This is a genomic window from Bacillus cereus group sp. MG9, from assembly GCF_040459995.1.
GTDB lineage: Bacteria > Bacillota > Bacilli > Bacillales > Bacillaceae_G > Bacillus_A > Bacillus_A mycoides.
Map to the genome: position 1 here is coordinate 1,282,899 of NZ_JARVHC010000001.1, position 26,552 is coordinate 1,309,450.

The window sequence follows — 26,552 nt, forward strand, 5'->3', positions numbered from 1 at the left end:
TTTAAGAATAGAAATTTGTTACATATGAAGTCTATATAAATAATGAAAGAATTGGATAAAAATAGTGGGAGAAGGTGAGTGCATGAGTATTTCCTCTATTGTAAATAAACAAAAGGAATATTTTTACAAAGGGCATACGAGAAGTCTAGAGACGAGAAAGAATAATTTGAAGAAGCTTTATGAAGGAATTCAGCGTTTTGAGGATGAGATTTTTCAAGCGTTGAAATTAGATTTGAATAAATCAGTTCACGAATCATTTACAACAGAAATTGGATATGTACTAAAAGAGATTTCTTTTCAAATGAAGCATATTTCATCTTGGAGTAAACCAAAGCGTGTTCGCACAGCTCTTACTCATTTTGGATCGAAGGGGAAAGTGGTGCCAGAACCGTATGGTGTGACGCTTATTATCGCACCGTGGAACTATCCGTTTCAATTAGCAATTGCACCACTCGTAGGAGCATTGGCAGCTGGCAATACAGTCGTTTTAAAGCCGTCAGAGTTAACGCCAAACGTTTCAAAAGTGCTTACGAGAATGTTAGGTGAATTATTCCCAGAAGAGCTTGTATCGGTAGTAGAAGGCGGCGCTCAGGAAAGCACTGCACTTTTAAAGGAACCGCTTGACTATATTTTCTTTACAGGTAGTGTTGGGGTTGGAAAAGTTGTGATGGAAGCAGCGGCGAAAAAATTAACGCCTCTTACGTTAGAGCTTGGCGGGAAAAGCCCATGTATTGTACATAAAGATGCAAAGCTAGATGTAACCGCAAGACGTATCGTTTGGGGGAAGTTTTTGAATGCTGGGCAGACGTGTGTAGCGCCTGATTATATGTACGTTCATTCTTCAGTGAAAGAGCAGTTAATCGAGGCATTACGACATGAAATCGCAGAGCAATATGGAAAAGATGCTTTGCAAAATGACAATTATGTACGAATTGTGAGTGAGCGTCATTTTGAACGCTTATGTACATTTTTGCAAGATGGTAAACCTGTGATTGGCGGGAATTATACGAAAGAAACATTACACATCGAGCCGACAGTATTAACGAATGTTACATGGCAAAGTGCTGTTATGGAAGATGAAATTTTTGGGCCGATTTTACCAATTATAGAATATGATAAAATAGAAGAGGTAATTGAAACGATTCAGCACCATCCAAAGCCGTTAGCACTATATGTATTTTCTGAAGATAGAAAAGTGCAAGAGAAAGTGACGAGTAATATTTCATATGGCGGAGGATGTATAAATGATGTCGTATATCATCTTGCAACGCCATATTTACCTTTTGGGGGCGCTGGAAGTAGTGGATTAGGCAGCTATCATGGTGAACAAAGTTTTCGGACTTTTTCCCATTATAAAAGCATTTTGTCCCAATCTACAGCATTCGACATGAAAATTCGTTACTCTTCTACAAAAAGTGCTTTAAAATTCATACGAAAGTTGTTAAAATGATGATGGTGTTTATCAGTAGGCGTAGCCGTATGATAAAAACCCCTTCGCAACTGAAGGGGTTTTTCTGTTCGACATATGTATCATGCGAAAATGAATCAAACATACTACATAAAGAATAGAAGAGAACGCTGCTAAACAACCATTTTTGTTTGGATCGAAACAAAAAAATAGTCTATAGAACATAAATATTTATTCATGAATATAAAAATTAAAATTTAAGGTAGATAGGACGGGAAAATGAAAAAGATTATTAAAGTTGAAGCAGTAGAAAAACATTTTGGAAATCAAGTGATTATCCCCCCTCTTTCTTTAGATATTAAAGAAGGAGAATTTTTAACAATTTTAGGACCGAGTGGTTGCGGGAAAACGACTTTACTTCGTATGATCGCAGGATTTGAAACCCCAACTAAAGGGAATCTTTTATTAGATGATGAAAAGATTAACGATTTGCCGCCATACAAGCGTCATATGAATTTAGTGTTCCAACATTACGCACTATTCCCACATATGAATGTTGAAAAAAATATTTGTTTCGGTATGAAAATGCAAAAAGTATCAGCAGCAGAACAGAAAGAACGTGCGGAAGAGGCAATGCGTTTAACGCAGTTACTTGAGTTCCGTAATCGTAAACCTTCGAAGCTTTCTGGTGGACAGCAGCAGCGTGTAGCAATTGCAAGAGCAATTGTAAACAACCCACGTGTATTACTATTAGATGAGCCACTTGGAGCGCTTGACTTTAAGTTAAGAAAAGATTTGCAACGTGAATTGAAAAACTTACAACGTAATTTAGGAATTACGTTCATATATGTAACGCACGATCAAGAAGAAGCGATGAGTATGAGTGATCGTATTGTCGTTATGAATAAAGGGCATATCGAACAAGTCGGCACGCCTAAGGAAATTTACAATAAGCCGAAAACATTGTTTGTTGCGACGTTCATCGGTGAAAATAATATCGTGAAAAATGGGGAAAACTACGTAGCAGTTCGCCCTGAAAATGTAAAAGTTCGCTCGGTTGAAGAGCCAATTTTAAAAGAATACCATCTTGGACATATTGAAGATATTGAATTTGTTGGAAATATGGAAAAGCTATATGTACGTGAGGAGAAAACAGCGGAATTACTAATGGCATACCAAACTGCTGAAGAAGCAACGCAGTGGAGCATTGGAGATAATGTATATGTAGGCTGGGAGCAAGAGGACGAGGTGACCTTAAATTGAAGAAAGGGAAATTACTCGCATTACCTACAGTCGTATGGCTGTTACTCTTCTTCCTAATTCCACTTCTGTTCGTATTAGCATTTGCCTTCATGCAGCGCGGAGCATACGGGACAGTGGAAATGAAATTTACATTAGATAACATAGCACGTGTGTTTGACCCATTATATATGGGGACGTTATGGGAAACAGTGAAGATAGCTGTTATTACGACAGTACTATGTTTATTAATCGGTTATCCATTCGCCTATACAATTACAATTGTTGATCGTAAATATCGTTCTATCCTTCTATTATTGGCAACGATTCCGTTCTGGATTAACTTTCTTGTTCGTTCATACGCATGGATTGTTATTTTACGTTCACAAGGTCTTGTAAACACATTGCTATTGAAACTAGGTATTATTAGTGAACCTTTAAATCTGCTATATAATACGCCTTCTGTAATACTCGGAATGGTATATTCTTTATTACCATTTATGATTTTACCAGTGTATGCAGCAATTGAGCAGCTTGATAAGCGTAAGCTAGAGGCGGCTTATGATTTAGGAGCAACACCAGTAAAGGCATTTTGGAATGTAACAGTACCGATGACGATGTCAGGGATTACAACTGGTTCTATTTTAGTATTCGTTTCTTCTATCGGAATGTTTGTTGTATCAGACGTTATGGGTGGATCGAAAGTAGCATTAATCGGAAACGTAATTCAAAACCAATTCTTAGGTTCACGTGACTGGCCGTTTGGTTCCGCGTTATCTATGATTGTTGTTCTATTCTCTGTTCTGTTAATTTACTTATATTATCGTGCAACGAAAGTATATAAATATGATGGAAACGGAGGGGAATAGGCAAAAATGAAGAAGTTTTTAGTTTCTTATTCTTGGTTAATCTTATTGTTTTTGTATTTTCCAATGATGGTTTTAATGGTATATTCCTTCAACGATTCTCGCATTAATGCGGAATGGGAGGGCTTTACACTCCATTGGTATACAGATTTATTTCAAAAACAAGATGTTATTGATGCGTTTGTAAATAGTATGACGATTGCTGTTATAACGACAATTGTGACGACAGTTCTTGGTGTGATTTTTGCTATTGCATTACACCGTTACAAATATCGTTTTGAAGGGGCCATTAACGGTCTTGTATATTTACCAATTTTAATTCCTGATATTTTAATGGGATTATCTTTACTTATCCTATTTAGTCAATTAGGTATGGAACTTGGAAAAACAACAATTATTATTGCACACATTACATTCAGTATTTCATTTGTTGTTGTTATTTTAGCGGCACGTCTTTCTGGTATGGGACGTGATTTAGAAGAGGCTGCAAACGATTTAGGAGCAACGCCGTGGCAAACGTTTCGTTATGTAACGTTTCCAGCAATTGCACCAGGAGTTATTTCAGCCGCATTATTAACATTCACATTATCGATTGATGATTTTGTAATTAGTTTCTTCGTATCAGGACCAGGATCAACAACATTGCCATTATACATTTATAGTATGGTTAAGCGTGGAGTATCGCCTGAAATTAATGCTCTTTCTACAATATTAATTGTTGTAATTGTAGGATTAATGGTGCTATCGGAAATTTTCCGTAATAAAGGTGCAGACGGTGAAGAGAACTCTGGAGGACACCTTCCTTTATAATACGAATGATATAGAAAGAACGAGGAGGTAATAAACCGATGAAATTAGTGAAGAGATTAGCTGGTATAGCAATTAGCTTCAGTCTTGCTGCAGGTGTACTTGCTGGTTGTGGTGAGAAAAAAGAAGAATTAAACATTTATAGCTGGGCTGACAATTTTGATGAGCAAGTTTTAAAAGATTTTGAAAAGAAATATAACGTGAAAATTAACTACGATAAATATGCAAGTAATGAAGAAATGCTTGCGAAATTACAAGCTGGTGGCGCGACATATGATTTAATTCAGCCATCTGATTACATGGTGAAAACGATGGCGAAGATGGACTTATTAGCGCCTTTAGATAAGAAGAATATCCCGAACATCGAGAACCTTGTTTCTAACTTTAAAACACCTGCGTTTGATCCAGAGAATAAGTATTCTCTAGTATATACTTGGGGTGTAACAGGAATTGCATACAATAAAAAGTATGTGAAAGAAACACCTACAAGCTGGAATGATTTATGGAACGAGAAATATAAAGGACATGTTACTTTATTAAACGATTCTCGTGAAGTATTAGGAATGGGACTTAAGAAAAACGGTTTCTCTAATAGCACGAAAGAGGATGCACAGTTAAAGACAGCGTCTGCTGATTTGCAGAAGCTACTTCCAAACTTATTAGCATTCGATACAGATAATATTAAACAAAAATTCATTACAGAAGATGCTTGGATCGGGACAGTTTGGTCTGGAGACGCAGCATTCATTGCGAAAGACAATAAAGATGTAGGATACGTTGTACCAAAAGAAGGTGGCACAATTTGGGCTGATACGTTAGCAATTCCAAAAGGTGCGAAAAATAAAGAACTTGCAGAGAAGTTTATGAACTACTTATTAGATGAAAAAGTAAGTGTGAAAAACTACGAGTCAATTGGTTACAGTAATCCAAATGAAAAAGCTCATCCTCTTCATAGTAAAGAATATCGTGATAATCACATGATCTTCTTAACAAAAGAAGAATTAGATCGTACAGAGTGGCTTGTTGATGTAGACGATAAGTTAAAAGACTACGATCGCTACTGGACAGAGCTGAAAACAAAAGGTAAATAAGTAAGAAAATGCGGTTTCTAAAGTAGAAATCGCATTTTTTCATAGTAGGAGGAAATCGATTGAAGAAAAAGTTACATCAGTATGAGTTAATGTGTATCATTTTATTGTTTGTTCTATTTAGCATCATCGCTTGGAGGGTACATGTAGGTGGTGTTACAATGATGGATACATACGTACGTGATATGGTAAAAGGATTACAAACGGAAAGCTCACTTACATTCTTCTCATACTTTACAAAGCTAGGATCTGCAATTGGAGTTATAACGACACTAATTATAAGCTTGCTCGTTTTTTGGAAAAAGCGTTATTATGCTGCTATGATTGTGTATCCAATGGCTATATTAACGACACACCTTGTTAATAAGGGAATAAAAGAAATTGCAAAAAGAGACCGCCCATCATTAAATGAGGCACTTGACGCACTTGGGTATAGCTTCCCAAGCGGACATGCAATGCTATCTATTATAACATTCGGTTTTCTTGCCTATATCATTGCTGCCAATTTGAAGAGTGTAGCTGGAAAATGTGGTATTACGATTTCGATGGGCATATTAATTATATTGATTGGATTAAGTAGAGTTATTTTAAATGTTCATTACCCGACTGATATTTTAGCTGGTTACTGTGCAGGTGGCATTTTGTTAATCATCGCAATTTATTGTCATCGTTTACTTACCGAGAGATTGGGACTTAATAACGAGAGATAAAAAAACGTCTAGAAAAACTAGTATTATAGTTTTTCTAGACGTTTTTTGTTTATGGGGAGATGTGATAAAGTATAAATGACAAGTGAATTATATAAAGTAGGTGAAAATGTGTGAAGACAAATGTACATAAAATTGATAAGTGGGGGAAGTTAGGAACTTTTTTGTATCAATTTCGTTATACAGTAATTGTAGCATTACTACTACTTGCGATAGTGCTCGGTATTTTTGCTCCAAAACTTCCAGGAGTATTGGGCGGTGATGGTTTCCAAACAGAAGGGGATTATCAAAAGACGAAAGAAATTTTAGATAAAGATTTTAAGCAGTCTCAAGATACACTTTTACTCGTTTTTGAGAAGGAAAAGGATACTTCGCATGAGGAGTTCCAAAAGCGTATAGAGGGGATAATAAATCAAATTGAAGAGAAAGAAAAATACGAATCTTTCCATCATCCAATGCAAAATAAAGAGATGTTACAAGATGATATCGGTTATGCGACGATTTTATTTTCCGAGAAAACAAATAAAGAACGAATGGAAAAGACATTACAATTTGCCGGGAAAATCGAGAAGGAAAGTAATAGCGTATTAAAAGTAACACCGACAGGATATCCGAAAATTAATCAAGAGATTAATGAAAGAACGCAAAATGATTTAAAAGTAGCAGAGATGATTGGATTACCTATTGCTTTTCTCGTACTATTATTCTCATTTGGTAGTCTGATTGCGTCTATTTTACCGATTGTAAATGGCGCGCTTAGTGTCATTAGTACGATGGGGATTTTATATTTTATAGGTAGTGATAAAGAGCTATCTATTTTCGTGTTAAATGTTGCACCGATGATTGGGCTCGCATTATCAATTGATTTCGCACTGTTATTTGTAAATCGTTTTCGAGAGGAAGTTGCGAAGAGAACAGTGAAAGAAGCGATAGCGATTACGTATCAAACGGCAGGGCGTGCTATCGTATTTTCAGGGTTATGTGTATTCGTCGGTTTATCAGGCTTATTTTTCTTTAAGATAGATTATATTCAGTCTGTTGCTATTAGCGGGATGATTGTCGTTATTATGAGCATTTTGTTTTCGCTCACACTTCTTCCGGCGCTATTATCTTTAATTGGTAAAAGGATATTAAAAAAGAATCAGGCGGCGCCTACGCCATCAAATGTATGGCGTAAATTTGCACAGTTTGTAATGAAACATCCAATCGTCATGATTATTGTTGTTACAACATTTATTGTTATTTGTTTATTACCGCTACGTACAGCTAACTTGCAGTTTCCTGGTGTTGAAGCGTTACCTGAAAAGAGTGATACGAGAGTTGCATTTGAGAAGTATGAAGAAGCCTTTAATAAAACTGTCCAAACACACGCTGATGTTACATTAGTAGTAGAGACGAAGAAAGATATAACAGAAAAAGAAAGTTTACAAAAGATAGAAGCTGTTGTTCAAAAGTTAAAAGACGATAAGCAAGTATATAAGGTGAAAAGTGTATATGACGGGCTAAATGGAATGAAAGCAGATCAAGTTGCTGGAATGTTACAGTCGCCAGAAGCTGCGAAAATAGCTCCTGTATTTGAAGCGTATACGAAAGGGAATAAAACAACAATGGAAGTCTTTTTGGATACGAAGCCAAGTACAGAAACCGCAAAACAATGGGTTCGTGATTTCAAAAAGAATTATAAAGAAAATGATGTTACTTATTATTTGGGCGGTATGACGACGTTCCAGCAAGAGTTAGAAGATGAAATTAAAGATAAAGTTGCAATTGGTATGTCTGTTATATTTGGATCAACCTTTGTCATTTTATTATTCGCATTCCGCTCTATACTCATTCCAATTAAAGCTATTATTATGAACGTACTTAGTTTAAGTGCAACAATTGGAATTGTAATTTGGTTATTTGAAGGTGGTCATTTCGGATTAGAAGAGAGTTCAGTTTTATTTGTATTACCAATCTTTATTTTCGGCCTCGTATTTGGGCTTAGCATGGATTATGAAGTATTTCTTATTTCACGTATTCATGAGCTTTATGAAGAAACAGGAGATAACGATCAAGCAACGTTAGAAGGACTTGTTTCGACAAGTAGAATTATTACGTCCGCCGCTTTAATTATGATTGTTGTTACCGGTGCGTTCGCCTTTACTGATATTTTACCAGTAAAGCAGATGGGGCTTGGGGTTGCATTAGCAATATTTCTTGATGCAACAATTATCCGTCTTATGCTCGTACCAAGTTTAATGAAATTGTTTGGGGATTGGAACTGGTGGCTACCATTTCGAAAGAAAAGAGAAAAATCATCGTAAAAAAACTCATCTATAAGATGAGTTTTTTTTATGAATAGCAGGGCCCATATTTTGCGCATAGTATGTGATAAGAACATTACATACAAGTAGGTGAAGGCAATGTTTCGTTATTTTAAGTTTAAGCTAAATGATACAGTACAGTTTGCTGAAAACGATGGGCATATGTATCGCATTGTCGGTTATCGGTTGGAAAAAGGGTTTTACCCAAAAGATGAATGGACTCATATTATTTATGAACTGCTTAGAGACTTTGACGGGTATACGATGGATGCGGAAGAAGAGGAACTTGTAAAAGTCATTCAAGTAGAGGATGAGTATTACAAAATACAAGAAGTATCGGGGTATCGCTATCCAGTAAAAATGAAGCAAAAGCAACAAGTTATGAAAGGAGAGAAAATAGACGACTTATTAGATACGTACAACGACTATAAACGATTGGCGGATTTCTTTAAAGATTTATTGTATGAACAAAAAGCTGAAGAAGTGTTGCAGGAAATGAAAAGGCTTAGAGCGTGAGGGGACAGTCGATTATAAGGCTGTCCTCTATTTTTGACGGTGCATCAAAGTATGTTTTCCGTTACAATGAGAGAATCAATAGAAATAAGGTGATTATAGTATGGAAACAAAGAAAAAGGGCGAATGGTGCGAAATTACGGTTCCAGCGACGTGGAATGGTATAAGTATTGAGTCGTTGTTAAAAGTAGAATGGGAAGTACCAAAAAAGTTATTACATCAGCTTCGTATGGAAAAAGGTGTTACGGTTAACGGAGAACAAAGGAGATGGAATGAACTTTTAAAAGAAGGAGATAAGTTACAAGTTCATATGTTTATGGAGGAGGAGTACGGCGTAGAGCCGGAATATGGTGAATTAAATGTAGTGTTTGAAGACGATCACGTACTCATTGTAAATAAGCAGGGGCAAATGGATACACATCCTTCTGAAAAAAATGGGACGGGAACACTTGCCAATCTTGTTGCTTTTCATTTTCAAATGCAAGGTTTAGAGACGAAGGTTCGGCATATCCATAGATTAGATAAAAATACGACAGGTGGTGTTGTATTCGCAAAACATAGAATTGCGGGTGCAATTATGGATCGTTTATTAATGGAACGGAAAATTAAAAGAACGTATGCGGCACTTGTTGAAGGAAAAGTAAAAAAGAAGCAAGGGACAATTGACGCGGCCATCGGAAGAGATCGACATCATGCTACGAGGCGCCGTGTTTCTCCAAATGGTGACCAAGCTATAACATATTATAAAGTAGAAAAATATTTTAAGAAGCAAGATGCTACCTTGGTAACGTTACAATTAGAAACAGGTAGAACTCATCAAATTCGTGTTCATATGAGCTATAATGGAAATCCGTTAGTTGGGGATGTATTATATGGTGGACAAACAAAATATATGGATCGCCAAGCGTTACATGCGATGAAAATTAATTTTTTGCATCCGATTACGAAAGAAGAGATCGTTGTTGACGTACCTTTCCCTACAAATTTAAACGATACAATGAAAAAACTTGAAAGAGAAAATAGGTAAAGTGTAAGTTTAAAGTTGAAAAAGGTAGATTTTTGCAGGGATTTCTCTGAAAGAGGCGAAGCCGTTAAGAGAAAAGAGAGGTGAGAATTACTTGATCAAATATAAATATATGCTAGGGATATTTTTCGCTTGTCTTTTACTTACTCTATGTGTTTATCCATATTTACCAACTCGTATGGCAGTGCATTGGAACGAGAATGGTGGAGCGAACGAGTTTATGAGTAAACAAGTGGTCGTATTATTTATCCCTGTCCTTATTATTATTTTACATGGATTAGTATATGTTATTTTGCATAATATATATAAGTTTAATGAAGGGGAGTATTTCATTATAAATGGATTTATAAAGAGTATTACTTTATTTATGATGTTTGTCCATATACTAATTCTCTTTATTAATTTGGGAAGTATTATATCCTTTCAGACAGGACTAACGATTGGAGTTAGTATGTTTCTTTTTATGTTTAGTAAAGTGTTTAAAAAGGTGAAGGATAGAGAGAAAGAACCGATCAAATTACAAAAAATCCGTTTAGTTAGTAGGCGAATCTTTCAAGTGATGGCATGCAGCATATTATTTTCGTTGCTTTTGAGCCTAAAGTGGGGATTTTACTTGTTAATTAGTGTAATAAGCTGCGGGTCTATTTTGTTTATGTTCTACATTTTATACGCATACATATTAGAAAGCTATGAAACATAAAAAAAGAGAGTCTTCTCCTAGAAGACTCTCTTTTTATTTATTTCGTAATAAATTGTTGTGTCCAGTAGTTGCCGCTTTCTACATAGCCAACACCGATATGAGTGAAGCCACTATTTAAGATGTTTGCACGGTGTCCGGCACTGTTCATCCAAGCTTGTACAACTTCTTCTGGAGTACGTTGTCCTTGGGCGATGTTTTCACCTGCAGATTTATAAGAAATACCAAATTTCTTCATCATGTCAAACGGAGACCCGTATGTAGGGCTGTTATGATCAAAGTAGTTGTTTTTTTGCATATCTTCAGACTTAATGCGTGCTACTTTGCTTAATTCAGTATCAATTTGTAATGCTGATAAGCCTTGTTTTGTACGCTCTGCATTTGTTAATTCAACAACGCGTTGTTCGAATTCGCTTAAAGATTTTGCTTCTTCAGCAGGCTTTTGCTCAGTAGGTTTTTGTGTTTCGTTTTGAGTATTGTTGTTTTCAGCTGGTTTTTGAGCTTCTGGTTTAGCAACTTCTTCAGCAGGTTTTTGTTCAGCTGGTTTTTGAGTTTCCTCAGCAGGCTTTTGAGCTTCTGGCTTAGCTGTTGGTTGTTCAGTGACAACATTTTCAGTAGGCTGTTGACCAGGAATGAAGCAATCTTGTTGGAATTGTCCTTGGTTCCATTGTGCTAATGATTCAACTCCCATAGATTGTAAGAATGCTTGTAATTCTTGTTGGCTCATTTGCTTCATCATCATTTTTGAATGCTGAATATTTTGAACCTTTATGTTAGATGGTTGTACTGTTGCAGCTTGTGCATCTAAAGAAGATACTCCTAAAGTAAGAGCTGTTGCAGCAGCTACAGATAATAAAACACGCTTTTTCATGATGTGTGTCCCCCTATATAAAGTTTTAATTTGTTTTCACACGATTTGTTTTTGACAGCCTGTCTGACTGACCAATTCATCGTAGCATACAATTTGCGAGAAAAAAGATGGAAAAAAATTCATAGACTTAAAATTTTCCTAATTTATCCTAAGAGGAGGAAAGGGATGAAATAAGAGAAACATAGAGTATAAAAGGAATTTTCAGCATTTTTATACTTGGTTTTAAGAGGGGGTTTTTGGATAAATGTACCTATATTAAAAATGAAGAATCCTATTGTATCAATGATTTTAACATTTTTTTGAGGAATATACTGGATGTATTTTTACAAAACTGTAATGTTTCTGTTGTTCTTTTTTATAATAAAGTAACATATTTTTAATGTTGTAGCGGACAAAAAAGCGGCTATCTCTTTACATAGACGAAGGAGATAGCCGTTTTCCTATTATTACGTATGTTACGAGTTATTACGAGTTGGTTTCAATTGCTTCTAATAATAGATCAACAATGTGAATTCCTCTCATTTTATGAGAAAGACCTTCACGTTCAATACCTAGTTTCATTTGTAATAGACATCCAGGGTTTGCAGTAACAATTGTCGCTGCATCTGTTTCATGTACACGGTCCATTTTGTAATCTAGAAATTCCATTGATAACTCCGAATGGACAATATTATAAATACCAGCAGAACCACAGCAACGGTCCGCATCTTTCATTTCGCGGTATGTTGCGCCTTGAATGGCCTCTAGTAACATACGAGGTTCCGAAGATGTTCGCATAACATTACGTAAATGACAAGAGTCTTGATACGTAATGATTTGCGGCGTGAGTCGTAAGTCATTACGTTTATGGAAATCTAGTTCTACTAGTATAGCAGTAATATCTTTAATTTTAGAAACAAATTGCTTTGCGCGTTCAGCCCATTTGGGATCATCTTTTAACAGATAATCATAGTCTACGAGGTAAGCTCCGCAACCACCTGCATTCGTAATAATATAGTCGATGTTTAAATCTTCGAATGCTTCTATATTTCGTTTTGCTAATTCTTTTGCTCCACTCTTTTCACCAGCATGCCCATGTAATGCCCCGCAGCAACTTTGTGTTTTCGGAATAACGATATCACAACCAGCTAACTGAAGAAGTTTCATCGTTGCGTTATTTGTTTCTAAAAACATCGTATCCATTAAACAGCCTGTGAAGAATGCAACTTGTTTCTTCTTTGCCACCTCAGCAGGTAAAAATTCAGGACGATCTTTCATCGCTTTCATTTTAGGGACTTTTGGCAAAACGAGGTCCATCGTTGCAAGTGTTTCAGGGAATAACTTCATAATACCTGTTTTATGTGTTAGCGTTTGTAAACCAGAACGCTGGTAAAATCCGATTAGTCCTGTTAATGTTCGCATTCGGTTTTGATGCGGGAATAGTCCTTCAAAAAAAACTTTACGAACAGCTCTCACGGGCATGGAGAACTTTTTATTTTGATTAATAATATCACGAGCTTCTTCTAATAAATGTCCATAATTCACACCAGATGGACAAACAGGTTCACAAGCGCGGCAGCCAAGGCAAACATTTAATGTATCTTCAACATCTTCATCCGGCTCAATTAAACCATCAACGACGGCTTTCATTAAGGCGATACGTCCGCGTGGGGAATGTGATTCTTTATACCCAGATTGAATGTAAGTAGGGCAAGTTGGTAAACAAAAGCCGCATCGCATACAGTTTAGTAGTTCATCTTCACTTAATCGTTCTTTAAATTCCTTTTGAATGTTTTCTTTATTTAATGTGGTCATCGCTCAACCACCACTCTTTTACGAGAGTCTTTCGCGAACATCTTTCCAGGATTCATAATGTTGTTTGGGTCGAAGGCTTGTTTAATCCCTTGCATAGCAGCGATACCTTCTTTACCTAATTTCATTTCTAAATACGGAGCTTTCATCGCGCCAACACCATGTTCGCCGGTAATCGTACCACCAAGCTCAATCGCTTTCGCAAATATTTCAGCAAAAGCCTGTTCAGCACGGTGCATTTCGTCTTCATTACGGGCATCTGTCATACAAGTCGGATGCAAATTACCATCACCAGCATGACCAAAAGTACAAATAGGAATATTATATTTCTTTGCAATTGCATTAATTGCTTCAACCATTGGAGCGATTTGTGAACGTGGTACAGTTGCATCTTCTAATATTGTTGTCGGTTTTAGTCTTGCAAGTGCTGATAGTGCACTCCGGCGTGCTGTACGAAGCGCATCTGCTTCGGCTTCATCTTTTGCAACGCGAACATCGACCGCATTCATAGCACGGCAAACGTTAGCCATTTTTTCGATATCTCGATTGACAACCTCGGGCGGGCCATCTTGTTCAATTAATAAAATTGCTTTAACGTCAGTTGGTAAACCGATTTGTGCAAACTCTTCTACAACTTCAATTGTTGGTTGGTCTAAAAACTCAAGTGTCGCCGGAATAATTTTATTTGCAATAATAGCAGAAACAGCTCGAGCAGCTTCGTTAATATCTTCATATAGCGCAAGCATCGTTTTCTTCGTTTCAGGCATAGGGACAAGTTTTAATATAGCTTCCGTAACAACACCAAGTGTTCCTTCAGAACCAATAAATAAACGAGTTAAATCATAACCAGCTACATCTTTTGCTAATTTACCACCAGTGCGAATGATATCGCCGTTCGGTAAGACAAGTTCAAGCCCCATTACATAATCACGTGTTACGCCATATTTTAAACCACGTAATCCGCCGGAGTTTTCATTAATGTTACCGCCGATTGTAGAAATTTTCATAGAGCTTGGATCTGGTGGATAAAATAAACCTTTTTCTTCTACTGCTTTAATAATATCAAGTGTAATAACACCAGCTTGTACAGTAATTGTTAAATTCTCTTCGTCAATTTCTAAAATATTGTTCATATGGCGGAAAATAAGGACGATACCACCTTCAAGTGGACACGTTCCAGCGCAAAGATTTGTTCCAGACCCGCGAACGTATACTGGGATTTTATGAGTGTTACACACTTTTAACACGTCTGCTATTTCATTTGTATTACGAGGAGCGATGACTGCATCAGGCATCGCTTGGAAGTTTGGAGTGGCATCATAACTATAAGTTAAACGCCCCATATTGGATGTATCTACATTATCTTCGCCAACAATAGATACGAATGAATCAATAATTTGCTTTTCTAACATTGGAAATCCCCCTCAAACTGTTAACGTATTTCGTCATAATAAAAAACGTTGTAACAGTGCTTTCATTATAATGATAAAAAAGTTGGAGGATTCTTTCTATGTACAATCATCTAAAGATTAATCAATTTTACCGTTATTTTTTGTATGATTATCTAATAAGAGGAGTGCGAAGTATAAAACATTTAAATCTTTGAATTGTTTCGGGTCAAGTCCTGTATGTTCTTCAATCTTTTTTAGCCTGTAATGCAATGTGTTAATGTGTATATGTAATTGCTCAGCTGTCTGCTTATAAGATTGGTTATAATCGATAAATAAACGTAAAGTGTGCATAAGCTCAGGAGATGATACTAAGTTTTCAATGGTACGCTCTAGAAACTGTTCTCGAGTTTCAGTAGAAATATCTTGTAAGCACATTTCTAAACGTAAATCTTCATTAAATACAATTTTTTTCGTTTCAAGTGATACTGAAAGGGCGCGTAATGCTTGTTCGTACGATAAGTTCATATTGCTTGGCGTAACTGTTTGTCCAATCCCGATATATAAAGTAATAGAAAATAAAGTTTCACAGTCTTGTTTTAACCGTTTTAAAAATTGAAAGGTTTGCTCTTTGGATTGGATTGTTGTAAACAAAATAAACCGATCATTTCCCCAGCGAACAAATAAATTTTCTTTTGCTAAAATGTTGCGCATATGTTGCCAAATTTTACGCTGGAGCATCGTATTATCTTGGGCGATTGATAATAAAATAAGTTGTTTCTTCTTATATAAATCAATGCCAAGCGTTTTTGCACGATCGAGAAAACTTGGAGACCAGTCTGTATTTTGAAGCCAATCAAAGACAAATGCTTCATAAGAACGGTGCTCAAGTTCTAGTTGTTCTAAAAAGTAGTTTTCATGAATTAATAATTCGGTCATCTTACGTAATATTTCTCCGTATTGTGAAATATTTTCAGGTTCTCCTGTAATTCCAATCACGCCGATTACTTCGTCATGGAATAGTAAAGGAAGGTTCATCCCAGCTTTTACACCTTGCAGTCGTCGTTCATCGTCTTTTGTAATAATGACAGTTTTCTTTTGTTTCGCACAGCGGAGTGCACCTTCATGAAATTGACCGATTCTTTCCGCATCTGTACTTGCGATAATAACGCCTTGTATATTAATAATAATAATGTTTTCAGTAATTAATCTGCGTACTTCACGTACAATTTTATTCGCTAAATCAGGAAAAAGCATAATTTACACACCTCAAATTCTATTTGTTGTACATTATATATGTAAGTTTATTAATAAAGGAAGATTTCACATTTTCCACACATTTATTTGTTATTTTACAATTATAACGAAATCATCCGAAGATGGAGGGAATCTTTTGAGAAAGTATGTTTTTCTTCTCTGTTTTTTATTTCTATTAGTAGGGTGTCAAGGAAGTTCGTATACACCGATTGCTAAAGATAAAAGTGTTATTATAACAACGAATATAAAGGAAGGTAGTATTAGTTTTATTGATAAAAAAACAAAGAAGCTATTAACAACATGGGAATTAAATGAGCCGATTGCGGGGGGTACGCTACTTCCAAATGGCGAGGAAATACTTGTTTATGGTAAGCAATTAGAATATATGTATGTATATTCACTAGCAGAAGGAAGACAAGTGGACAAATATAAGATTGGAAAAGGAATTGCTAATGTTATCGCATCAGATGATGGAACACAATTATTTGCTGCCGATCAAAATGAACAAAAGGTAAGGTTCTTTACGATAAAAGGAAAAGAGACAGGGAGTGTTTCAGCAGGAAAAGGGCCGATAACGATGGTAGAGCATCATAACCAGTTATCTGTACTCAACTTTTATGATACGAAATTAACGACCATTGATACAAAGAAAAAAGAAGTGATACAGTCCTTTATGATTCCACCAGCATCAACAGGAGCAACGGTTAGCGCTGATGGGAAAGAAATATGGATTGGTGGACATGGTGATGGAAGTCAAGTGAATGAGAAAGTATTAGTGTATTCTTTACAGAGCGGAGAGATGATGCGTTCTTTACATGCTCCGTTTATGCCTGTGAATATAACAAAGGATGATAAGTATGTATATGCGCTAAGTCACGGTTCAAATACGCTTAGAAAGTTTGATGCAAGTACGTATCAAGAGGTAGGATTTGCAGAAGTAGGATCTAATCCATTTGCATTTTTGAAAAGCGGTGCAGAAGGATATGTAGCTAGTTATGATAGCGATGAAGTATGCGTAATGGATATGAAGAATATGAAAATAAAACAAACAATTAAAGTCGGAAAAGGACCGTTTCAACTCATAGAGAGAGAAGGGGAAGGACAATGAGTAAATATAACGTGCTAGTCGTAGATGACGAAAGTGATATGAGGCAACTTGTCGGAATGTACTTAGATAACTTCGGATACGAGTGGGGAGAAGCTGAAAATGGAAAAGAGGCACTTCGAAAATTAGAGACGGATCATTATGATTTCGTTGTACTAGATATTATGATGCCTGAGATGGATGGGCTTTCAGTTTGTAAAGAGATTCGAAAAACGTCGGATGTACCTATTATATTTTTAACAGCAAAAGGTGAAGAGTGGAATAGGGTGAACGGCTTACGTATGGGAGCAGATGATTATATTGTAAAGCCATTTAGTCCTGGGGAACTAATTGCTCGTATGGAAGCTGTTTTAAGACGATATACAAAGCAAGAACAGCAAGAAGAGATTCAATTTGGACCGATTCTTATTAATGAAAAAAGTAGGAGGGTCGAGACGAATGGTGAGACGATTCCTCTTACGGTAAAAGAGTTCGATTTACTATATTTTCTTTGCCAACATAATGGACAAGTATTTAGCCGGGAACAATTGCTTGAAAAGGTGTGGGGATATGATTATGCAGGAAGTACAAGAACGGTAGATACGCATGTGAAAACGATGCGTCTAAAGCTAGGAGAAAGTGGAAACTACATTCAAACCGTTTGGGGTGTAGGTTATAAATTTGAGGTGTAACGTATGTTTACGATGGTACAAAAGCTTTGGCTTACAGTAGTATGTGCAGTATGTGTAACAGTTTCCTTTCTTTATTTTGTATCTTTATACTCATATGAAAAGTTATACGTTGATAATTTAAAAGATTCATTAGTAATGGAAGGGAAACGTCTTGCCACGCAATATGATAAACGTGAAGGAGTATCCACTTTTGAAGAGAAAGTAAGGGCATATGATCAAATATCTAGTTCAGATGTCCTTTTCGTATACAATCCGCGTGATTTAAGTGCATGTTTGCCTTTTGATGTTCACCATCATTCTCTTATAAGTGAAGGGGATAGACAGGCGCTATTAGATGGGAAAACTGTGACAAAGATAGGGTATGAAGAACATTTTGATCGTAATATTATGGGTGTTGTCATCCCTGTTTTAGATAATAAAAAATTAGTTGGTATTGTATACTCTTATATTCCTTTAAAAAGTATAAAAGACTTAATATTTGATATGGGTCTTATTTTAGCGCCGTTAGCACTTGCAATGATTTTAATTACAATATGGATTGGTAGAAAAATTATTATCGCCATCACGAGACCGCTTTCGCAAATGGAACGAGTTGCAAATCATTTGGCTACTGGAGATTTCTCAGAGCGGATTACAATTTCTTCAGAAGATGAAATTGGACGATTGGGAAAAGCCTTTAATAAAATGGCAAGCTCCTTAGAAACAGAAGATGTAAAGCGTAAGGAATTTTTAGCTAATGTTTCGCATGAACTTAGAACACCGCTTAGTTATATTAAAGGATATAGTGAAGCTATTTTAGACGGTGTAGCGAAGGGGCCGCAGCAGGAAAAAGTAACGCAACTTATTCATAAAGAAGCAGGTCGCATGCAGCGCCTCGTTCATGATTTATTAGATCTAGCGCAGCTAGAAGGTGAACACTTTCCCTTAAAGAAACAACCTATCGTTTTTTCACAGCTTATTGAAGATGTACTAAATACGTACGAGTTACAGTTTGTAGAAAAAAACCTTCGTATTTCAACGAATTTAAATCCTGAAATTATCGTAATGATTGATGAGGATCGTATGCAACAAGTACTTCATAATGTATTAGATAATGCGATACGTTATACAAATCAAAACGGGGATATCATAATAACATTAAAGCAAATCGATGATTATTGTGAATTGCACATAAAAGATACAGGAATAGGTATTGATAGAGAGCATTTAGAAAATCTGGGGGAACGCTTTTACCGAGTAGATAAAGCGAGAAGTCGTCAACATGGTGGAACAGGTTTAGGTCTTGCAATTGTAAGGCAAATTGTTCATATACATGACGGTGAGTGGAGAATAGAAAGTGAAAAAGGTAAGGGCACGACAGTTAGTATTAAATTAAAAGCACAAGATGAGGAGAGCATATTCTAACTTTTGGAATATGCTCTTCATATTGAAGGTAAATAGTTACGCGTAAATGTATTAATTAATATCAAACAAATATCAAAAATTTGACTATTTTATGAACAAAACATTTGTACTTCTTACTAATTCGTTCTAAAATAGTTATGGATGCTAAGTTCTTATAAAACGTTACAATTGTTGTTTGGAAGATACTGAGGTGATTTAACTGGAGTACAAATCTATTAAACCGAAAAAAATTTACGAAGAAGTATCTGAAGCTATTTTAACAATGATTAAAAATGGTACGTTAAAACCTGGTGACAAACTATTTCCTGTTCATCAATTAGCTGAGCAGTTTCAAGTTGGCAGATCTGCTGTTCGTGAAGCGCTAAGTGCGCTAAGAGCAATGGGCTTAATTGAAATGAAACAAGGAGAAGGTACATATGTAAGGAATTTCGATCCTTCTTCATTAACAAAATCACTAAATAACAAGTTATTAATGAAGAAAGAGGATATTTTGAATTTATTAGAAGTACGGAAGGTGCTCGAAGTGGGGGCAGTTCGAGCGGCAGCGGCAAAACGTACGGAAGCTAATTTGCAAAATATGAAGCAGTGGTTAGATGAAATGGCAAAGAGCATTGGAGATGAGAAGGCTGGCGAAAAAGCAGACTTTCATTTTCATATGGGAATTGCAGAATCTTCGCATAATAACATCTTGCTTGAGCTCATGAATCATGTTTCAGAGATGATTGCTGAAACGATTGGTGAATCAAGACGCATTATTTTATATGGTGAACAAACAACATCAGAACGACTTTTAGAAGAGCATCAATCTATATATGATGCGGTGTTAAAGCAAGATGTGGAATTAGCGCAGCAAGCGATGCTAGATCATTTAACAAATGTAGAACATATTGTCACAGGTAAAAGCGATATAAATTCGTAATTTAATCTTTTAAAAATCTAATTTTCTGATAAAATAGAGAGAGATTAAGTAAGCGTTTTCTTTAGAAGAGGGAGAGGATAGGCCATGGTTGAGCCTACTTCTTCTAATCTTAGTCATCTGATGACCATATGATTTTTGGCGGAGTTGTAATGAGGGGGAATTATAGTTATGAAAGTTACTTTATTTGTTACTTGTTTAGTCGATATGTTTGAAACAAACGTCGGTAAAGCAACAGTTGAAGTATTGGAGCGTTTAGGTTGTGAAATTGAATTTCCAGAAGCACAAGTTTGTTGTGGTCAGCCTGCTTATAATAGCGGCCATGTAGAAGCAGCAAAAGAAGCGATGAAACATATGATTGAAACTTTCGAAGATGCAGAATATATCGTTACGCCATCTGGATCTTGTGCGACAATGTTTCATGAGTATCCGCATGTTTTTAAAGATGATCCGAAGTGGGCTAAACGTGCACAAAAGGTTGCTGATAAAACATATGAATTTACACAATTTATTGTAGATGTTTTAAAAGTTACAGATGTTGGTGCAAGTTTACCAGGGATAGCTACTATTCATAAATCTTGTCATATGACACGCCTGCTTGGAGTAAAAGAGGCACCAGGAATTTTATTATCAAGCGTAAAAGGATTAATTGTGAGAGAACTGCCGAACGTGCAAAATTGTTGTGGGTTTGGGGGAACGTTTTCAGTTAAGATGACTCCAATTTCTGAGCAAATGGTAGATGAAAAAGTAGATAGTGTAATGGAAACAGGTGCAGATTATTTAATCGGTGCAGATTGTGGGTGTTTGTTAAACATTGGCGGACGTATTGAGCGTTTAGGAAAAGAAGTAAAAGTAATGCATATTGCTGAGGTCTTGAATAGTCGCTCATGAAGGGGGAACATAAGCTATGTCTATGAAAATCAGTGAGAAAAAATTTAATGATCGCGTTGGCGATGGAATTCAAGATTCGTTTATGCGCGGAGCGGTATCTTCTGCACAAACGCGTTTATATACAAATCGATTAAAAGCAGCTGACGAGTTGGGAAACTGGGAAGAGTGGCGTGAACTAGGTGAACAAATTCGTCAACATACGTTAGAAAATCTTGATTATTATTTAATGCAGTTAAGTGAAAATGTATCAAAAAGAGGCGGTCACGTTTACTTTGCGAAAACGAAAGAGGATGCAGCAAAGTATATTCAAGACGTTGCAAAAAAGAAACAAGCGAAGAAAGTTGTAAAATCAAAATCAATGGTAACTGAAGAAATTAGTATGAATCATGCCCTTGAAGAGATTGGTTGTGAAGTGTTAGAGAGTGACTTAGGAGAGTATATCTTGCAAGTAGATAACGATCCACCATCACATATTATTGCGCCTGCACTTCATAAAAACAGAACGCAAATTCGTGATGTATTTAAAGAAAAACTTGGATATGAAAATTCTGATGATCCATACGAAATGACAAAGTTTGTTCGTAAACAACTTCGTGAGAAATTTATGGATGCAGAAATTGGTGTGACAGGTTGTAACTTCGCTGTTGCAAATACTGGCTCTCTTTGTTTAGTGACGAATGAAGGTAATGCCGATCTTGTCATGTCGATTCCGAAAACACAAATTGCAGTAATGGGTATGGAACGTATGGTTCCGACAATGGAAGAATTAGATGTTTTAGTTGGTTTACTATGTCGTAGTGCGGTCGGTCAAAAATTAACAAGTTATGTAACAGTAGCAGGACCAATTCAAGAGGAAGAGGTAGATGGACCAGAAGAGTTTCATTTAGTCGTTGTTGATAATGGCCGCTCTCAAATTCTTGGATCGGAATTCCGTTCAATATTGCAATGTATTCGTTGTGCCGCTTGTGTTAACGTATGTCCCGTATATCGTCACGTTGGTGGACATTCGTATGGATCTATTTATTCAGGACCAATCGGTGCGGTATTAACACCACTTTTAGGTGGGTATGACGATTACAAAGAGCTTCCTTATGCATCTAGTTTATGCGGAGCATGTACAGAAGCTTGTCCAGTAAAAATTCCATTACATGATTTATTATTAAAACATCGTCAAGTCATCGTTGAGCAAGAAGGTCGTGCCCCACTTGCAGAAAAATTAGCAATGAAAATGTTTAGTATGGGTGCTTCTTCAGCAGCTTTATATAAAATGGGATCGAAAATGGCACCGGCAGCAATGAGTCCATTTACATCTGGTAACCGTGTATCAAAAGGTGTTGGACCACTTAAAAACTGGACGGATATTCGTGAATTCCCAGCTCCAAGTAAAGAACGATTCCGTGATTGGTATAAAGATCATAAGAAAGGCGGGGACAAATAATGACAGGATTAATTCAAAACCGTGAGTCCTTTCTAGATAATATCGCAAAAGAACTTGGGCGCGCGCGTAAAACAGAAGGCGTAGAACGTCCAGCATGGAAAAGTAATGTGAATGTAGAAACGTTAAAAGATTATTCACAAGAAGAATTGTTAGAAGTATTTAAAAAGCAATGTACAAACATTCATACAACTGTTGTGGAAACGACAAACGACCGCTTACGTGAAGATATTCAAAAAGTAATTGTTGAAAACGGCGGAGGACCTATTATATTATCAGCAGATGAACGTTTTGATTCCTATGGATTGACTTCTTTATTTAAAGAAGAGCTTCCAAAGCAAAATGTTGAGGTAAATGTATGGGATCCTGAGAAAAAAGAAGAGAATATGCGTATAGCGGAAAAAGCGAATATCGGTATTGCATTTAGTGATTATACTTTAGCTGAATCTGGTACGATTGTTGTACAAAGTCATAAAGGACAAGGGCGTTCTTTACACTTTTTACCGACTGTATACTTTGCTATTATTCCACGTGAAACACTTGTACCGCGTATTACACAAGCAGTTCAACATATGAACTCTCGTGTGGAAAAAGGTGAAGCAGTCGCATCTTGTATTAACTTTATTACAGGACCAAGTAACTCTGCGGATATTGAAATGAATCTTGTTGTCGGAGTACACGGGCCGTTAAAAGCAGTATATTTCATCGTATAAAATAGGGGAAAGCAGGCCGGAAAACGGCCTGCTTTTTTAATAGAATAAAGATAATATGAAGTAGAAGTTCTCTCCTTTTTTTGTTATGTTCTTTTGGAAAGGAGAGGAAGGGATGTTCACTTATTTATATGCATTGTTAATAGGTATGGTGTTTGGTTCTTTTTTTATGGTGATTGCGATGAGAGTTCCAGTAGGGGAATCTATTATTACACCGCGTTCGTACTGTCATTACTGCGAGTATACGTTACAGCCGAAAGAACTTATTCCAATCATTTCATTTTGTATACAAAAAGGGCGTTGTACGAATTGTAAGAGCAAAATCTCAAGTTTGTACATAGTATTTGAATTTGTTACAGGCAGTTTATTTTTTCTTACTGTATATGTAATTGGAATGGAAAGAGAGCTCATCATCATTTTATCGCTTTTTTCGTTACTTCTAATTATTTCAGTTACAGATTTAGTATATATGCTAATACCTAATCGTATTTTAATTTGGTTTGCGCTTTTGCTTATTTTAGAATGTATTTTTGTACCGTTAGTTACTTGGATAGATAGTTTAGCTGGTAGTGGAACTATATTCATTTTGTTATATTGCATGCAAAAGATTTATCCAGATGGTCTTGGCGGAGGTGATGTAAAATTACTTTCGTTACTCGGATGTATAGTCGGAGTGAAAGGGGTTTTTATAACTTTATTTTTAGCATCTTGCTTTAGTCTTTGTTTTTTCGGGATAGGTATAGCGCTAAAACGTATAAACATAAGAACTCCAATTCCGTTCGGACCTTTTATTAGCCTTGGAGCAATATGTTATGTGTTGGTCACATATGCAAAATAGAGAGGAGATAGAAAATGAATGTATATATGGATGATCAAAGAAGTTGCCCATACGGATATGTTTTGGCAACTACAGTAGAATCTGCCTTGCAAATTGTTAGGGATAATGAGGTGAATATTATTTCCCTCGATTATAATATGGGATGGCGACAAAAAAGTGGGTTAGATTTCGTAGAAGCTTTCTGCAACGAAGGTTTATATGTTAATGAAATTCACCTTCATACAAATGATGTCATCGGTATGCATCAGATGAAAAAGAGCATAGAGAGAGGGAAGGAAAACGGGGAAATTAATCCTTATATTGCCTTGAAATATGTAGGGAGCTAAAAACTCCAAATAATAATTATCAAGACCTAATTTTAAAAAATATTATTAAATCAACCCCCTAACATATTAAACATATATAATATGTTAGGGGGCATAAAGAAAAGACACTAAAATGAGCGCTTATTTCTTTTAGCAACCCCAGCTTCCGCTATGGCCATCGTATCTACAACTACCACAATAACGGAAACCTAAAACCATAACCATAAACAGAAAGGGCTATTTAGTCCTCTTTTTCGACTAAAAGCTTTAATTGCTCAGCTAGTTCAACAAGCTTCTCTCCATATTCATATAGCAGATTACTTTCTACAATATTATAATAATTTGCTAAAAATGTTATGTTGTTTAAAAGTTGATTGATACTCCAATATACATTTCCTATCATTAAACTATAAAAAGGCATTTGCTGACTAAATGTTTCAAAATCCATATTTTCAATTATCCTCTGCGGATGAACCCAATTTGAAGGTTCATCATAACACTGGTAATAGGTTATCTCTTGAAATTCAGTACTCAAATCTTTCAAGCTTTTTCCGCTTGCTATCTCATACCACTGCTTAAATTCTGGATTCTTTCCTTTTAAGTGTTCTGATTTAATTTGTTTTATTGCTGTTTTCTTAAGTTGGGACAGTAGTTCAATTTCTTCAGAAGTAGCAATATTTTTTATTTCTTCATTGTTACTTTGGAAAAATCTATTCAACTTATTAGTAGTTTCAAAGTTGTTTTTCTTATTAAAAAACTTAACATATATCTTTTTATCTTCATCTTCAGCATTCGTAAAAGTGTCAAATGCTACTTGTAATTCAAATAATGTCCTTTGTAAAGGTAAAACTCCATCAGTAATATCATTCTCCAATAGATGAAAAATAGTATTTATTCTTAAATTGATATTTCCAACAAGATAAAACATTAATTCATCTACTTCATCTATTTTTTTGTTCCGTGAACAGATCCTTCTCATTCCTTTTAATCTTCTCTGAGTTGCTTCAAAAATTTTTTTATAAGTTGGAAAATTTTTGTTCATATTGATAATGTCTCCCTATTCTTAAGTAAACTTGCTTTTTCTTCTATTATACCTTTATTTATAAAGCAAAAAAGAGAGCCATTTTAGTTCCGGCTCTCTTTTTTGTACAGAGATAATAAAATCGTTTAAAAAAACCAGTCATGCTATTCAACAATCGGGCCATTTAATGGAGCATGAATCTAAAGTAAAATTGAATACTTATGGTAACGCTAGTATGATGTAGTTTACACTAAACTATAAGATGAATCTATTTACTAATAAATAAGGAAATATTGATTCATTTAATAACACATAATAAAATTAAGAATAATGAGAAATAAAATACTACAATTTAATAGGAGAGAGAAATGAAAAGAACAATTACCATTTCAGGTCTTGAACATATAGACCCAATTTCTAAGCAGGATGAACACGATAGCGATACAATCAATATTGAAGATGAAATAATTATTCCTTGGAACAACTCGACCCTTTTTGATGATTTGCCAAAAAACATGGAGTGTACATGATATATGACCATACTAACACTGTTATTTATGTAGGAAAAAGTTGGGGTAAAAAAGGATTTCATGGTCGTTTTCAAGGACATATGGCTGATCGCAGTGGTTACTTCCCTTATTGGCAATATACAGCTAAAAATATAAGACTTTATTATATAAATAATAGGCTAGAAATGTTAACACTTGAACGTTTGAAAATCCAACAACATGAACCACCATTTAATAAAGATGATGTGGGTTCAGACCCGTCAGATGAGCAAAGAAAGAGGATAAAGAAAAAACTTGAAGAACAGCTCGTCGATGGTATAAAAACGGACTATAGAAGGACTATAGCGAGTGACCGGCTTAATGAGGTGGCTGAACTACTTAAAAATCTTCCAGAAAAACCAGTAGGATACCGTCATGGATTAAAAGAACTCATTGGTGATTAACTAACAATATAATTACAAGAATATAAAAAGCAAAACCTAAGAATAGATAGTGTCATTGAGTATGCGATCGATTATAAGAGAATAAGATTGTCTAAAAAGAATTAATTGAATTAGCTTCTTCTTTAAGCCAATGATCATTTGTGAACTAAAAGGCTATGATAGATAAAAAGCTTAATCCAGCAATCATAATTATTATCTTGTTCTTCCGTAATCAGGCGTTATTTTTTGAATATACCTTAGATTTTCAAACCTTTTTATTGTTATATTTTTGAGTACAGTGAAGTAACTTATATCGAAAATTAAACAACTATATTTTAACCCCGTCCTAAATTTAGAACGGGG

Annotated in this window: 26 protein-coding genes; 21 read left to right on the plus strand and 5 right to left on the minus strand. The window is 35.6% G+C overall.

Annotation, left to right across the window (positions count from 1 at the left end; genetic code table 11):
- Positions 1-82 precede the first annotated feature (82 nt).
- From QCI77_RS06545 to QCI77_RS06590, 10 genes are all read left to right on the plus strand, one after another.
- The gene (locus QCI77_RS06545; RefSeq protein WP_353824682.1) at positions 83-1,450 is read left to right on the plus strand and encodes an aldehyde dehydrogenase; all 1,368 of its coding nucleotides are present in this window, start codon (positions 83-85) and stop codon (positions 1,448-1,450) included.
- Positions 1,451-1,687: 237 nt separating this feature from the next.
- Positions 1,688-2,671: a spermidine/putrescine ABC transporter ATP-binding protein PotA gene (gene potA / locus QCI77_RS06550; RefSeq protein WP_002030425.1), complete on the plus strand. Its 984-nt coding sequence runs from the start codon at positions 1,688-1,690 to the stop codon at positions 2,669-2,671.
- Positions 2,668-3,516, plus strand: a complete 849-nt coding sequence (gene potB, locus QCI77_RS06555) for a spermidine/putrescine ABC transporter permease PotB (RefSeq protein WP_002126118.1) — start codon at positions 2,668-2,670, stop codon at positions 3,514-3,516. Before potA ends, potB begins: the two co-directional genes overlap by 4 nt.
- Positions 3,517-3,522: 6 nt before the next feature.
- Positions 3,523-4,323, plus strand: a complete 801-nt coding sequence (gene potC / locus QCI77_RS06560) for a spermidine/putrescine ABC transporter permease PotC (RefSeq protein ID WP_002011483.1) — start codon at positions 3,523-3,525, stop codon at positions 4,321-4,323.
- Between the two features lie 38 nt (positions 4,324-4,361).
- A complete protein-coding gene (gene potD, locus QCI77_RS06565) occupies positions 4,362-5,411 on the plus strand; it encodes a spermidine/putrescine ABC transporter substrate-binding protein PotD (RefSeq protein ID WP_002011485.1) in 1,050 nt (349 codons plus the stop codon).
- Between the two features lie 59 nt (positions 5,412-5,470).
- Positions 5,471-6,118, plus strand: coding sequence for a phosphatase PAP2 family protein (locus QCI77_RS06570; RefSeq protein ID WP_002126121.1), 648 nt, complete (start codon positions 5,471-5,473; stop codon positions 6,116-6,118).
- Positions 6,119-6,228: 110 nt separating this feature from the next.
- Entirely contained in the window at positions 6,229-8,421 is a 2,193-nt protein-coding gene (locus QCI77_RS06575; protein ID WP_353824683.1) for an MMPL family transporter, read from the plus strand.
- A 99-nt stretch (positions 8,422-8,520) separates the two neighbouring features.
- Positions 8,521-8,937 (plus strand): hypothetical protein, encoded by a 417-nt coding sequence (locus QCI77_RS06580; RefSeq protein ID WP_002126125.1) that lies wholly within the window; start codon positions 8,521-8,523, stop codon positions 8,935-8,937.
- A 100-nt stretch (positions 8,938-9,037) separates the two neighbouring features.
- On the plus strand, positions 9,038-9,961 hold the full coding sequence (locus QCI77_RS06585) for an RluA family pseudouridine synthase (RefSeq protein WP_113770133.1): 924 nt from the start codon (positions 9,038-9,040) through the stop codon (positions 9,959-9,961).
- A 91-nt stretch (positions 9,962-10,052) separates the two neighbouring features.
- Complete coding sequence (locus QCI77_RS06590) at positions 10,053-10,658, plus strand: DUF1648 domain-containing protein (protein ID WP_113770132.1); 606 nt, start codon at positions 10,053-10,055, stop codon at positions 10,656-10,658.
- Between the two features lie 37 nt (positions 10,659-10,695).
- Here QCI77_RS06590 and QCI77_RS06595 read toward each other — a convergent pair whose 3' ends face one another.
- The 4 genes from QCI77_RS06595 to QCI77_RS06610 form a co-directional block, all read right to left on the minus strand.
- Positions 10,696-11,526, minus strand: a complete 831-nt coding sequence (locus QCI77_RS06595) for a CAP domain-containing protein (RefSeq protein WP_113770131.1) — start codon at positions 11,524-11,526, stop codon at positions 10,696-10,698.
- Positions 11,527-11,991: 465 nt separating this feature from the next.
- Complete coding sequence (locus QCI77_RS06600) at positions 11,992-13,320, minus strand: (Fe-S)-binding protein (RefSeq protein ID WP_353824684.1); 1,329 nt, start codon at positions 13,318-13,320, stop codon at positions 11,992-11,994.
- A complete protein-coding gene (glcD, locus tag QCI77_RS06605) occupies positions 13,317-14,729 on the minus strand; it encodes a glycolate oxidase subunit GlcD (protein WP_061688806.1) in 1,413 nt (470 codons plus the stop codon). The genes QCI77_RS06600 and glcD overlap by 4 nt, the downstream gene beginning before the upstream one ends.
- Positions 14,730-14,846: 117 nt before the next feature.
- Positions 14,847-15,962, minus strand: a complete 1,116-nt coding sequence (locus QCI77_RS06610) for a CdaR family transcriptional regulator (protein WP_353824685.1) — start codon at positions 15,960-15,962, stop codon at positions 14,847-14,849.
- A 136-nt stretch (positions 15,963-16,098) separates the two neighbouring features.
- On the opposite strand from QCI77_RS06610, the gene QCI77_RS06615 reads away from it, so the two are divergent.
- The 9 genes from QCI77_RS06615 (at position 16,099) to QCI77_RS06655 (ending at position 24,258) form a co-directional block, all read left to right on the plus strand.
- The gene (locus QCI77_RS06615; RefSeq protein ID WP_353824686.1) at positions 16,099-17,070 is read left to right on the plus strand and encodes a YncE family protein; all 972 of its coding nucleotides are present in this window, start codon (positions 16,099-16,101) and stop codon (positions 17,068-17,070) included.
- Entirely contained in the window at positions 17,067-17,738 is a 672-nt protein-coding gene (locus tag QCI77_RS06620; protein WP_002126137.1) for a response regulator transcription factor, read from the plus strand. The genes QCI77_RS06615 and QCI77_RS06620 overlap by 4 nt, the downstream gene beginning before the upstream one ends.
- A 3-nt stretch (positions 17,739-17,741) precedes the next feature.
- Positions 17,742-19,142 carry a sensor histidine kinase gene (locus QCI77_RS06625; protein ID WP_353824687.1) on the plus strand — a complete coding sequence of 467 codons (1,401 nt, stop codon included), beginning with the start codon at positions 17,742-17,744 and terminating at the stop codon, positions 19,140-19,142.
- 229 nt (positions 19,143-19,371) lie between these two features.
- Positions 19,372-20,061, plus strand: coding sequence for a FadR/GntR family transcriptional regulator (locus QCI77_RS06630; protein ID WP_353825759.1), 690 nt, complete (start codon positions 19,372-19,374; stop codon positions 20,059-20,061).
- Between the two features lie 168 nt (positions 20,062-20,229).
- A complete protein-coding gene (locus tag QCI77_RS06635; protein WP_002011587.1) occupies positions 20,230-20,949 on the plus strand; it encodes a (Fe-S)-binding protein in 720 nt (239 codons plus the stop codon).
- 16 nt (positions 20,950-20,965) lie between these two features.
- Positions 20,966-22,387 carry a LutB/LldF family L-lactate oxidation iron-sulfur protein gene (locus QCI77_RS06640; RefSeq protein ID WP_002011586.1) on the plus strand — a complete coding sequence of 474 codons (1,422 nt, stop codon included), beginning with the start codon at positions 20,966-20,968 and terminating at the stop codon, positions 22,385-22,387.
- A complete protein-coding gene (locus QCI77_RS06645) occupies positions 22,387-23,097 on the plus strand; it encodes a LutC/YkgG family protein (protein ID WP_002126142.1) in 711 nt (236 codons plus the stop codon). Before QCI77_RS06640 ends, QCI77_RS06645 begins: the two co-directional genes overlap by 1 nt.
- Before the next feature lie 112 nt (positions 23,098-23,209).
- Complete coding sequence (locus tag QCI77_RS06650; protein ID WP_113770128.1) at positions 23,210-23,932, plus strand: prepilin peptidase; 723 nt, start codon at positions 23,210-23,212, stop codon at positions 23,930-23,932.
- Positions 23,933-23,946: 14 nt separating this feature from the next.
- Positions 23,947-24,258: a cyclic-phosphate processing receiver domain-containing protein gene (locus QCI77_RS06655; protein ID WP_002064363.1), complete on the plus strand. Its 312-nt coding sequence runs from the start codon at positions 23,947-23,949 to the stop codon at positions 24,256-24,258.
- Between the two features lie 220 nt (positions 24,259-24,478).
- On the opposite strand, the gene QCI77_RS06660 is transcribed toward QCI77_RS06655, so the two are convergent.
- Positions 24,479-25,279 (minus strand): DUF5677 domain-containing protein, encoded by an 801-nt coding sequence (locus QCI77_RS06660; RefSeq protein WP_353824688.1) that lies wholly within the window; start codon positions 25,277-25,279, stop codon positions 24,479-24,481.
- A 347-nt stretch (positions 25,280-25,626) separates the two neighbouring features.
- Between QCI77_RS06660 and QCI77_RS06665 the strand changes: the two genes are divergently transcribed.
- Both QCI77_RS06665 and QCI77_RS06670 read left to right on the plus strand, forming a co-directional pair.
- On the plus strand, positions 25,627-25,788 hold the full coding sequence (locus QCI77_RS06665; RefSeq protein WP_353824689.1) for a hypothetical protein: 162 nt from the start codon (positions 25,627-25,629) through the stop codon (positions 25,786-25,788).
- Positions 25,785-26,210: a hypothetical protein gene (locus QCI77_RS06670; protein WP_353824690.1), complete on the plus strand. Its 426-nt coding sequence runs from the start codon at positions 25,785-25,787 to the stop codon at positions 26,208-26,210. Before QCI77_RS06665 ends, QCI77_RS06670 begins: the two co-directional genes overlap by 4 nt.
- Positions 26,211-26,552 lie beyond the last annotated feature (342 nt).

What these genes read in the sequence shown, in the direction of transcription:
- glcD (WP_061688806.1), bottom strand. Translation starts at nt 14,729, where the DNA reads ATGTTAGAAAAGCAAATTATTGATTCATTCGTATCTATTGTTGGCGAA.
- QCI77_RS06610 (WP_353824685.1), bottom strand. Translation starts at nt 15,962, where the DNA reads ATGCTTTTTCCTGATTTAGCGAATAAAATTGTACGTGAAGTACGCAGA.
- potD (WP_002011485.1), top strand. Translation starts at nt 4,362, where the DNA reads ATGAAATTAGTGAAGAGATTAGCTGGTATAGCAATTAGCTTCAGTCTT.
- QCI77_RS06665 (WP_353824689.1), top strand. Translation starts at nt 25,627, where the DNA reads ATGAAAAGAACAATTACCATTTCAGGTCTTGAACATATAGACCCAATT.
- QCI77_RS06585 (WP_113770133.1), top strand. Translation starts at nt 9,038, where the DNA reads ATGGAAACAAAGAAAAAGGGCGAATGGTGCGAAATTACGGTTCCAGCG.
- QCI77_RS06620 (WP_002126137.1), top strand. Translation starts at nt 17,067, where the DNA reads ATGAGTAAATATAACGTGCTAGTCGTAGATGACGAAAGTGATATGAGG.
- QCI77_RS06625 (WP_353824687.1), top strand. Translation starts at nt 17,742, where the DNA reads ATGTTTACGATGGTACAAAAGCTTTGGCTTACAGTAGTATGTGCAGTA.
- QCI77_RS06670 (WP_353824690.1), top strand. Translation starts at nt 25,785, where the DNA reads ATGATATATGACCATACTAACACTGTTATTTATGTAGGAAAAAGTTGG.
- QCI77_RS06580 (WP_002126125.1), top strand. Translation starts at nt 8,521, where the DNA reads ATGTTTCGTTATTTTAAGTTTAAGCTAAATGATACAGTACAGTTTGCT.
- QCI77_RS06650 (WP_113770128.1), top strand. Translation starts at nt 23,210, where the DNA reads ATGTTCACTTATTTATATGCATTGTTAATAGGTATGGTGTTTGGTTCT.
- QCI77_RS06635 (WP_002011587.1), top strand. Translation starts at nt 20,230, where the DNA reads ATGAAAGTTACTTTATTTGTTACTTGTTTAGTCGATATGTTTGAAACA.
- potC (WP_002011483.1), top strand. Translation starts at nt 3,523, where the DNA reads ATGAAGAAGTTTTTAGTTTCTTATTCTTGGTTAATCTTATTGTTTTTG.
- QCI77_RS06655 (WP_002064363.1), top strand. Translation starts at nt 23,947, where the DNA reads ATGAATGTATATATGGATGATCAAAGAAGTTGCCCATACGGATATGTT.
- potA (WP_002030425.1), top strand. Translation starts at nt 1,688, where the DNA reads ATGAAAAAGATTATTAAAGTTGAAGCAGTAGAAAAACATTTTGGAAAT.
- QCI77_RS06600 (WP_353824684.1), bottom strand. Translation starts at nt 13,320, where the DNA reads ATGACCACATTAAATAAAGAAAACATTCAAAAGGAATTTAAAGAACGA.
- QCI77_RS06545 (WP_353824682.1), top strand. Translation starts at nt 83, where the DNA reads ATGAGTATTTCCTCTATTGTAAATAAACAAAAGGAATATTTTTACAAA.
- QCI77_RS06660 (WP_353824688.1), bottom strand. Translation starts at nt 25,279, where the DNA reads ATGAACAAAAATTTTCCAACTTATAAAAAAATTTTTGAAGCAACTCAG.
- QCI77_RS06595 (WP_113770131.1), bottom strand. Translation starts at nt 11,526, where the DNA reads ATGAAAAAGCGTGTTTTATTATCTGTAGCTGCTGCAACAGCTCTTACT.
- QCI77_RS06645 (WP_002126142.1), top strand. Translation starts at nt 22,387, where the DNA reads ATGACAGGATTAATTCAAAACCGTGAGTCCTTTCTAGATAATATCGCA.
- QCI77_RS06640 (WP_002011586.1), top strand. Translation starts at nt 20,966, where the DNA reads ATGTCTATGAAAATCAGTGAGAAAAAATTTAATGATCGCGTTGGCGAT.